Consider the following 9,027-nt stretch of genomic DNA (forward strand, 5'->3'; position numbering starts at 1 on the left):
TTTCCGGGACCCCTAGGGTCCCTACCTCCATCCTCCTCAGGGGGGCTTACAAAAACCTTAAACGGGGGAGAGGGGCCACGCCCCCTCTCCCCTGACCCGAAAAAGGCGGCCTCAGGCCCTGGGGTCCAGGATCACCTTCACCGCCTGGCCCGAGGCCAGAAGGCCGAAGGCCTCCCGGTAGCGGCTAAGGGGCAGGCGGTGGGTGAGGAGGGGCGTGAGGTCCACCCTCCCCGAGTAGACCAAGGCGGTGCCCTGCATCCAGGTCTGCCAGAGCCTCCGCCCGGCGATGCCGAAGGCGGTGATCCCCCGCATGACGAGCTCCCCGGCGAGGTCAAAGCGGATGGGGTCCGAGGGGATGCCGAGGATCCTCGCCTCCCCCCCGGGGATGAGGGCCATGAGGCCCTGGTGGATGGCGGCTTCGTTCCCGCTGAATTCCAAAAGCACCTCCACCCCGCTTCCCGTCACCCGGCGCACCACCTCCAGGAGGTCCTCCTCCAAGGGGTTCACCAGCCGGTCGGCGTAGGGCTTGGCGAAGGCCAGGCGGTAGGGGTTCGGGTCGGAGACCAGGATGGGCCCGGCCCCGCTCGCCCGGGCCACCATGGCCGCCATGAGGCCGATGGGCCCCGCCCCCGTGATGAGGACGCTCTTCCCCGAGACCCCGCTCCCCGCGTACACCGTGTGCACGGCGTTGCCGAAGGGCTCCAGGATGGCCGCCACCTCAAAGGGGAGGTCCTTGGGGTTCACCCAGGCGTTCTCCGCAGGCACGAGGGCGTACTCGGCGAAGCCCCCGTCCTGGTCCACGCCCAGGATCTTCGTGTTCAGGCAGACGTGGTAGTTCCCCGTGCGGCAGGCGGGGCAGGCGTGGCAGACGATGTGGCTCTCCAGGCTGACGTGGTCCCCCACCTGGGGGCGCTTCACCCCCGGGCCCACGGCCTCCACCACCCCGCTGAACTCGTGCCCGGTGACGAGGGGCGGGCGGATCCTCCCCCTCGCCCAGGCGTCCCACTTCCAGATGTGGAGGTCGGTGCCGCAGATGCTCGCCGCCTCCACCCGCACCAGGATCTCCCCGGGGCCCGGCTCGGGCACGGGGCGCTCCACCAGGGTTAGGCCCTCCTCCGGGGCCAGCTTGGCGAGGGCGCGCATACCGGGGCCATGCTACCACCGGTAGGCCGCGCCCACGCTGAAGCGGACGGCGTCGTTGGCCTCGAGGGCAAGGCTCAGGCCCAAAGCCTCGGCGAGGTCGTAGCCCAGGGCGAAGCCGAAGCGGCCAAGCCTCCCGTCCCCCGGCAAAAAGGTGGAGGAGAGGGCAAAGGTGAGGCCGTCCCTGCGGTACTGGGCGGAGAAGGTCTGCTCCCCCCTTAGGTCCACCTCGTAGCCCAGGAAAAGCTGGGGGCTCAGGTACTTGCCGATGGAGAAGCGGGTGTCCTCCAGCGCCCCGCCCTGGAAGGCGGGCACCTGAACCTGGAAGCGGTCCAGGCCCAGGGCACGGGAGAGCTCCCTTTCCAGCTGGCCCAGCACCACGCTCTCCAGGGCCGCCCCCAAGGCCGCCTGGGGAAGGGTTTCCGCAAGGCGGGCTACGTCCGGGGTCCCCAGGGTGAGGAGGGCGTAGATCTCGGGCTCGGTGAGGGGGGGTTCGGAGGTGAAGCGGGGCGTCAGGCGCACCTTGACCCGGCCCCCTTCCCGGAGGAACTCCCCTTCGGCCTCCAAGAGCACCTTGTAGCCCCGGGTTTCCGCCTGGGCCTTCAGGGCGAACTCCGGGAGGAGGCCCCGGTCGGGCCGGAAGCGGAGGTAGCTTAAGGCGGGGTCCAGGGCGAAGAGGCTCTCCCAAAGACGGGAGGTGCCCCAGAGGGCCTGGACCGTCCCGGTGAGGAAGGGGTCCTGGTAGCTCCCACCCAGGTAGACCTCCCCCTTGAGCTCCCCCTGGGCCAGGCTTTCCTGGACCAGGACGCCCCTTTCGGCGTAGAGGCGCACCCCGTCAAAGAAGAGGGGCAAAGGGGCCCGGGCCTCCCCCACCGCCACCCCCTCCTTGAGCTGGCGCGGGCTCCCCTCGGGCAAGGCCAGGCGGGCCCGCACCACCTCGGCGTTCCCCGTGAGGTGATAGGTGCCCTTCTCCTCGTAGAGGAAGAAGCTCTTGACGTCCAGGAGGCCCTCCTGCAGGTAGTACTGGGGGTAGTAGAGGGGAAGGCGGCCGTACCCGGCGAGGCGCAGGGGGAAGAGGGTGCCCTGGGCCTCGGCCTCCCCCAGGCGGACCTCCACCCGGTAGCCGGGGTAGCGGAAGGCCACCTCCGCGGGGGTGTCCTCCTTGAGCCCGGGGAGGGAGACCGTTCCCTTGGCGACGACGCGGAAGTCCGTGAGGCTTCCCTCGAGGCCAAGCCGCCCCCGGCCGGGGAAGGGGGCGCTTAAGAAGAGCTCCCCTTCCGCCCTGGCCCCCTCGTTCAGGGCGAGGAGGCCCTTGGGCAGGTAGCCCGCCACGGGCCCCAGGCGGAAGCGGAAGTCCTGGAAGGCGAGCTGGAAGCCCTCCCGCTTCAGCTCGGCGAGGAGGGTTCCCGAGGCCTCGGGCCGGTAGGGCTTGAGGGCGGGCACCACCTGAAGCACGGGGGTGAAGACGGTGTCCCGCAGGGCGAGGTGGAGGTCGCTCCCCTCGGGGCTCCAGTACCCCCCGCCCTCCCAAAAGCCCTTGCCGGAAAGGCGGAGGTAATCCACGTAAAGCCTCTTCCCCTGGTAGCGGAAGGCCGCCCTTCCCCTAAGCTCGTCCCCGCCCCCCCGGAAGACCAGGCTTTCCCCCACCAGCACCCCCTCTCCGGAAAGGGGCTCGGCCAAGGGAAGGCGGAGGCGCGCCTCCCCCGTCCAGTAGGCTTCTCCCTCGAGGGGCCCCGCCACCGCCGCCAAAAGAAGGTGGAGGGGGAAGGCCCGGGGGGAGGCCCTTAGGTCCAGCTGGCCCTCCTTTAGGTCCAGCCGGAAGGAGGTGTCCCCGAGCCTCCCCTCGCCCCGGGCGCGCCCCGGCCCCAGGGTTCCCTGGAGGCGGAGGGGCAGGGCGGTCCCCGCCACCTCCACCCGGCCCTCCACCCCGCCCTGGGCCTCCAGGCCCTTAAGGAGGAGCCGCCCCGAAACCCTCCCTTTGAGGTAGGGGGCGTAGCGGCCCAGGAAGTCCTCCAGGGCGGCTTCCTCCAGGGAAAGCTCTCCCTCCAAGGGGAGAAGCCGCCCCTTGGCCTGAAGGCGTCCCACGCCCCCCGCCAGGGTCCCCTCCACGCCGTAGCCCTCCCCCCCTATCCGGCCCTGGAAGCGGCTTTCCAGGGGGGGAAGGGGGAGGTCTAAGCGGAGCTCCCCGGAGGCGGGGTAGCGGAGTTCCCCGGCGAGGTAGGGCCCTTCCGCTCGCAGGGTGGCCTCCAGGAGCCTTCCCTCCAGGGCCAGGGTCTGGGGGCCCGCCCGGTAGCGGAGGCGGTAGGCCCCAAGGAGGTCCACCTCCCCCTCCAGCCGGCCTTCCCCCGCCGCCCACCAAGGAGAGGCGGGGTGCTCCCCGGAAAGGGCCACCCGGTCCCCTTGCCCCTGGAGGAGGAGGGCCAGCCCCCCGAGGTCCAGGGAAAGCCTCCCCTCCACCCTGCCCCCCGAGTAGCGGAGGCCCCCCTCCCCTTGGGGGCTCGTGAGGTCCAAGGAGAGGTCCCCAAGCCCTACCCGCCCCTCCAGGGGAAGCCCAAGGCCCGGCACCCGGTAGGCGAGGAGGAGGGCCTCCCCTTCCCCGCGGGCCTCGAGGCCCCCCGGGAGGAGGGCGAGCCTGGCCTCGCCCCCGCTTCGCCTCGCCGCGAGGTCCAGCCAAAGCCCCCCCAGGGAAAGCCTGGGCCAAAGAAGCCGCACCCTCTCCCCGAAGACCTCCCCCTCAAGCTCCGGAACCCCCCGCCCCGAGAGGGCCACCCACCCCTCCTGAAAGGCCACCCGCCCCGACCAGGCCCCCTGCCAGGCCACCCGCCCCTCGAGGTCCCCCGAAAGCGCCAGGGAAAGCCCCGCTTCCCCGTAGCCCCCCACCGCCCTGGCCTCCCGCCCGAAGGCCGCAAGGACGAGGTCCAGGCCCACCCGGGAAAAGGGCCCCTCCACCCGCCCGGAAACCCCAAGGGGCCCGTAGCGGAAGCCCTCCAGGAGGAGGGAAACCCCCCCGGGCCCCACCTCCCCCCGCACGCCCTCCCCAAAAAGGCCCACCCGGAAGCCCGGAAGCCCCTCCAGGGCCAGGGCCACCTCCCCATAGCGGTAGGTCCCGGAAAGCCAGGCCCCGGGGTAGACCCCCTCGGCCCGAAGCTCCCCAAGACCCAAGGGCAGGGCCCCGGCGTACCGGTAGGCCAGGCGGAAGGGGGAAAGGTCCAGTCGCCCCGTAAGGGGCAGGCCCTCCCCCTTTAGGTCCAGGCCCAAGCCCCGCCCCAGGAGCCTCAGGGCCCCGTAGGGGGTGGCAAGCCTCCCCTCGCCCACGACCTCCCCCAGGTACCCCTCGGGCGCGGCGTAGCGGTAGACCCCGCGGAAGGCCACCTCCCCGTAGGCCACCTCCCCCCCAAGCTCCGCCCTGAGCCCCGGGCAGGGCCCTAAGGGAGCGGGCAGGCAGAAGCTCCCCTCCAGCCTCCCCCGCCAGGCCCCCTCCCCCGCCAAGCCCAGGGTCCCCCGCCCCAGGTCCACCTCTCCCCGAAGCCCCTCGCCCGGCAAGGGGTAGCGGAAGACGAGCCGCCCCGAAAGCCCCTCCCCGTACCGGGCCTCCCCGAAGAGGTGGGGGCCAAGGAAGCGGAGGGAAAGCCCCCCGGTCCAAAGCGCCTCCAGCCGCTCCCCGTAGACCTCCCCCCGAAGCTCGGCCCGGAGGGGCCAAAGCCAAGCCTGCCCCGAAAGCCTCCCCTCCTTCCCCTCCAGGGCGAGGGCGATGGGGGCCTCCAGGGTGCCTTCCCCTTGGGCCCTGAGGCGGAAGGGGAGGCCGAAGGGGGCGAGGTCCCGGTCCAGCCTCAGGGAAAGCCGTCCCGCCTCCAAGGCCAGGTTCACCCCCTCCGCCTCCGCCCGGAGGACGAGACCGGCGAGGTCCGGCGCTCCACCTCGGTAGCGGTAGGCGAAGCGGAAGGGCAGGCTTTCCCCCTCGCCCGCCAAGGCCCCCTCCCCTGCCAAGGCCACCTCGGGAAGCCTTCCCGAGAGGCGGGCCTGGGCCTGAAGGCGGGACTGGCCCAGGGCGTAGGCGTACCGGGCCTCCCCCTGGAGGCTAAAGCCCTCCAAGGTGGCCTCCGCCTCCAGCCTCCCCGGGAGGCCCTCCCCCAGGAGGCGAAGCCCCAAGGGTCCCCGCCCCTCCGCCAAGAGGAGGAGGCCCCGGCCCCTAGCCTCCAGGGCGCCCCGGTACCCCTCGGGCCCGTAGGCGAGGTCGGCCCGCACCTTTAGGCCCAGGACCTCCCCCACCCCCTTGGCCCAAAGGCGCAAGCCTCCCTCGTACCCCGCCCCCAGGGCCAGGGGGGCTTCCCAGCGGGCCTCCACCCGGGCCCCCTCTCCCTTGAGCCAGAAGGGCCCCTCCTCTTCCAGGTACCTTAGGCCCCTTAGGCGGCCTTCCAGGGCGTAGCGGCTCCCCTCCCAGGTGAGCCGGGCCAGGCCCTCGGCGTAGGCCGAGGCGTGGCGCACCTCTCCCTCGCCCCTCAGGGCCAGGAGGTCCAGCCGGGCCTCGAGGAGGGTCTCTCCCAGGGCGTCGTAGCGGGCCCTGAGGGCGAGGTCCTCTAGCCGCCCGGAAAGGGCCACCTGAAGGCCCCGGTAGGCGAACTCGCCCCCCGCCTCCCCCTTAGGAAGGCGGAGGAAGCCCTCCCCCCTAAGCCCCCCAAGGCCCCGCACCTCCCCCTCCTTCCAGTCCCAGGCGAGGCCCAGGTCCCGCCCCGGCAGGTAGAGGCGGAGGAGGGTGCCCCGGTAGGTGGCCTCCAGGGCCTCGCCCCCGTAGGAGAGGAGGGCCCTTCCCTCCCCCTCGCCCCGGAGGGAGACCCGGGCCTCGAGGGCGCCCTCCAGGGGAACCCCCAGGGCCTGGGCCAGGGGGGCCACCTCGGCGAGGGCGAGGCGCACCGTCCCGCCCTCCAGGGCCACCTCCCCCCCGGCGTAGCGGACCTCGAGGAAAGGCCCTTCCCCAAGGCCCCCCCGGAAGGCGAAGGGAAGCTCCCCCAAAACCCCGTCCCCCGCGCCCTCCAGGCGAAGCCCCTCCCCTTGGAAGCTTCCCCGCACCTCTCCCGCCTTCCCCAGGAAGGCGAAGGGAAGTCGAAAGCTCCCCCTGTACCCCGCCCCCTCCCCCTCGAGGGAAAGGGGACCCTGGAGCCGGTAGCGGACCCCGTCCGCCACCTCCACCCCGCCCCGGAAGGGCAAAGGCTCCAGGTAGGGCACCCGGGCCTCCCCCGCGAGCCGGAAGCGGAGGGCCCCCCAGGGGCCTCCTCCCTCCCCTTCCCCTTCCACAACCACCCCGCCCGCCCGGTAGCGGCCCCAAAAGCGCAAGGAAAGCCCCTCCGGGGAGACCTCCCCCTCCCCCCCCAGGTAGGGGCCGGTCAGCAAGAGGCGGGTCCGGAAAAGCTCCGTCCCCTCCAGGACCGCCTGGCCGTAAGGGGTCTCCACCCGAAGCCTCCCCCCCTCGAGGCCCCAGGCGCCCCAAAGCCTTGCGGGAAGCCCGAAGGGGGCGAGGTCGTACCCCCGGGCGGAGAGGCGCAAGGCAAGGCCCTTCCCGTACCCCCCAGCGAGGGCGAGGCCCGGCGCCCGGCCCGTAAAGCGCAAGGCCGCCCCCTTCCCGGAAAGCTCCAGGGCGAGGCCCGCCCGGGAAAGGGCGGCCTCGCCCCGGTAGGCGAGGGCGAAAAGGTCCGCCTCCCCCTTAAGGGTCCAGGGGCCGAGGGCCGCGAGGTCCCCCGACCCCTCCAAGGCGAGCGCCCGCCAGGCCCCCGCGCCCCGGAGGGCGCCGAAGGGGGTGGAAAGGGCCACCGACCCCCCCTCTAGGTCCCCCTGGGCCGAAAGCCGCCCCTCCACCCCCCGGTAGCGGAAGGGGAGGGCCAGGCGGAAGGGGTAGCGCCCGGAAAGCTCCACCCGCCCCACCCCGGGGAACTCCAGGGCCTCCCGGGTCAGGCGGAAGGCGAGGGGCGGGGCGGAGAAGCCCTCGGGCCAGGGGGGGAGGAGCCGGCCCTCGAGGCCGAGGCCCGGGTAGACCTCCCCCTCCCCCTCCACGGGGCCGGAGAGGGCGAGGAAAAGCCGCCTCCCCTCCCCCCAAAGCCTCCCCCGAAGCCCCAGGGGGCCCTCCAGGTGAGCCCACCCCGAGAACCCCTCGCCGTAGGCCAGGTCCGCCCAGAGCCGGAACTCCCCAAGCGCCGCCTCCCCCGCAAGCCTTAAGGCCTCCCGATAGGTGAGGCGTAGCCCCCCGGCGGAAAGGCTAAGGCCCCCCTCAGGCTCGTAGGCCCCGGAAAGGGGAAGGCTCCCCAGCGGGGTGGAAAGCCGCCCTTCCAGGTCCGCCCCTAGGCCCCTAAGCCGGGCCCGGACCTCGAGGTAGCGCCCCTCCAAGCGCAAGGCCCCGGAAAGCGCCCCTTCCCGGTAGACCGCCTCCCCAAAAAGGCGCGCCTCGTCCAGAAGGCGGAGGGGAAGCCCCTTCAGCCTTAAGGCGAAAACGCCTCCCCGGTAGCTCCCCTCCCCGTAGGGGCTTTCCAGGAAAAAGCCCCCCTCCCCCTGCCGTACCCGGACCGGGAAGGCGGCGTAGGGAGAGGCGTAGCGGAGGTCGGCGAGAAGCCGCCCCCCGCGGAGGCGCCCCTCCCCCTCCACCTGCCCCACAAGGAGGGGCGTGGGCCGGAGGCGGAGGGCGAGGTCGCTCCAGGCCCCGGCCAGGGCCAGGGGGCCCACCCGGCCGGAAACCCTCTCCCCCTCCCCCACCACCTCCCCGGAGAGGTCCAAGGGGGGAAAGAGAGGGAGGCGGGCCCCAGGGCCCTCCACCGCCACCCGGTAGCGGCTCCCCTCCCCACGGAAGCGCACCGCGGCGAGGCCCTCCAGGGGCTTGGGCCAGGCCGCCCGCCCCTTCCCCTCGTACCGCCTCCCCTCCCCAGAGAGGGCGAGGGCGCTCCCCAGGCTGTCCCGGTAGCGGCCCCAGTAGCGGCCGCCTTCAAGCCCCGCCTCCAGGGTGTAGGCGCGGTCAAAGAGCCGGCCCTCCACCCGCGCCTCCAGGGCGAAGACCTTGCGGAAGGAGAGGGTGCCCTGGTGGCGAAAAGGCTCCCCAAGAAGCCTTCCTTCCCCCCCGAAGGACCCCTGGAGGCGCAAGGCCTCCCACCCCTCCCCCTCCAGAACAAGGCGGCCATCCCCTTCCACGGGAAGGGCGAGGCCGTAGTGGAGGGCGAGGGCCCTCAGGCTCGGCCTTCCCTCCACCCGGAAGCGGTAGCGGGGAGCCCCGAGGTCCACCTCCGCGGTGGCCGCCACGGGCCCCTCGAGGCCCCGCCCCCGGAAGCGGGCCTCCACCCGGCCCTCCTCCAGGCGGAGGGTTCCCTCCACCCCTTCAAGGGGAAAGCCCACCACCTCCACCGCCCCCTCCCGCACCTGGGCCTCCCCGGAAACCCCTTGGGGCCCAAGCCGCAAGGCGCCGGAAAGCCTTCCCCCCTTAAGCCCCTCGTAGAAGAAGGAAAGCCCCCGCACCCCCCCGGAAAAGCCCACCTCCCAGGCGGCGAGGTCCGGGGAAAGGGCCCGGGCCTCCCCCCGGAAGCTCCCCCCGGGAAGCCGGGCCAGGAAGCGGTAGGGGTTTTCCCCGAGAAGGGTGAGGCGCAAAGGGGGGAGGAAGAGCCTTTTCCCCCGGGGAAGCTCCACCTCGGTGTCCTCAAGCCTCAGGGAGCGGAAGACCACCCTTAGGGCCGGGGGCGGGCCCGGCTTCGCCGGGACCAGGGCCTCCCAAGTGGGGCGCAGGGTGGCCCCCTTCAGGGCAAGGGAGAGGGGAAGCTCCCGCCTCAGGAGCCCGAGGAGGTCGTAGGCCAGGTCCACCTCCCGCGCCTCCAAGGAGAGGTCCGGGCCCAGCAGGCGCACCTCCCGCAGGCGGAGGCC

At 73.2% G+C, this 9,027-nt stretch carries 2 protein-coding genes; both read right to left on the reverse strand.

Annotated elements, in window-relative coordinates; genetic code table 11:
* Window positions 1–111 precede the first annotated feature (111 nt).
* Window positions 112–1,143 carry an L-threonine 3-dehydrogenase gene (gene tdh / locus ABJK26_RS02660; protein WP_347240678.1) on the reverse strand — a complete coding sequence of 344 codons (1,032 nt, stop codon included), beginning with the start codon at window positions 1,141–1,143 and terminating at the stop codon, window positions 112–114.
* A gap of 12 nt (window positions 1,144–1,155) precedes the next feature.
* Window positions 1,156–9,027: translocation/assembly module TamB domain-containing protein (locus ABJK26_RS02665; protein ID WP_347240679.1), on the reverse strand; the 7,872-nt coding region annotated here is incomplete at its 5' end.

It is taken from the genome of Thermus sp. (assembly GCF_039793865.1).
In the GTDB taxonomy this organism is placed as follows: domain Bacteria; phylum Deinococcota; class Deinococci; order Deinococcales; family Thermaceae; genus Thermus.

What these genes read in the sequence shown, in the direction of transcription:
- tdh (WP_347240678.1), bottom strand. Translation starts at nt 1,143, where the DNA reads ATGCGCGCCCTCGCCAAGCTGGCCCCGGAGGAGGGCCTAACCCTGGTG.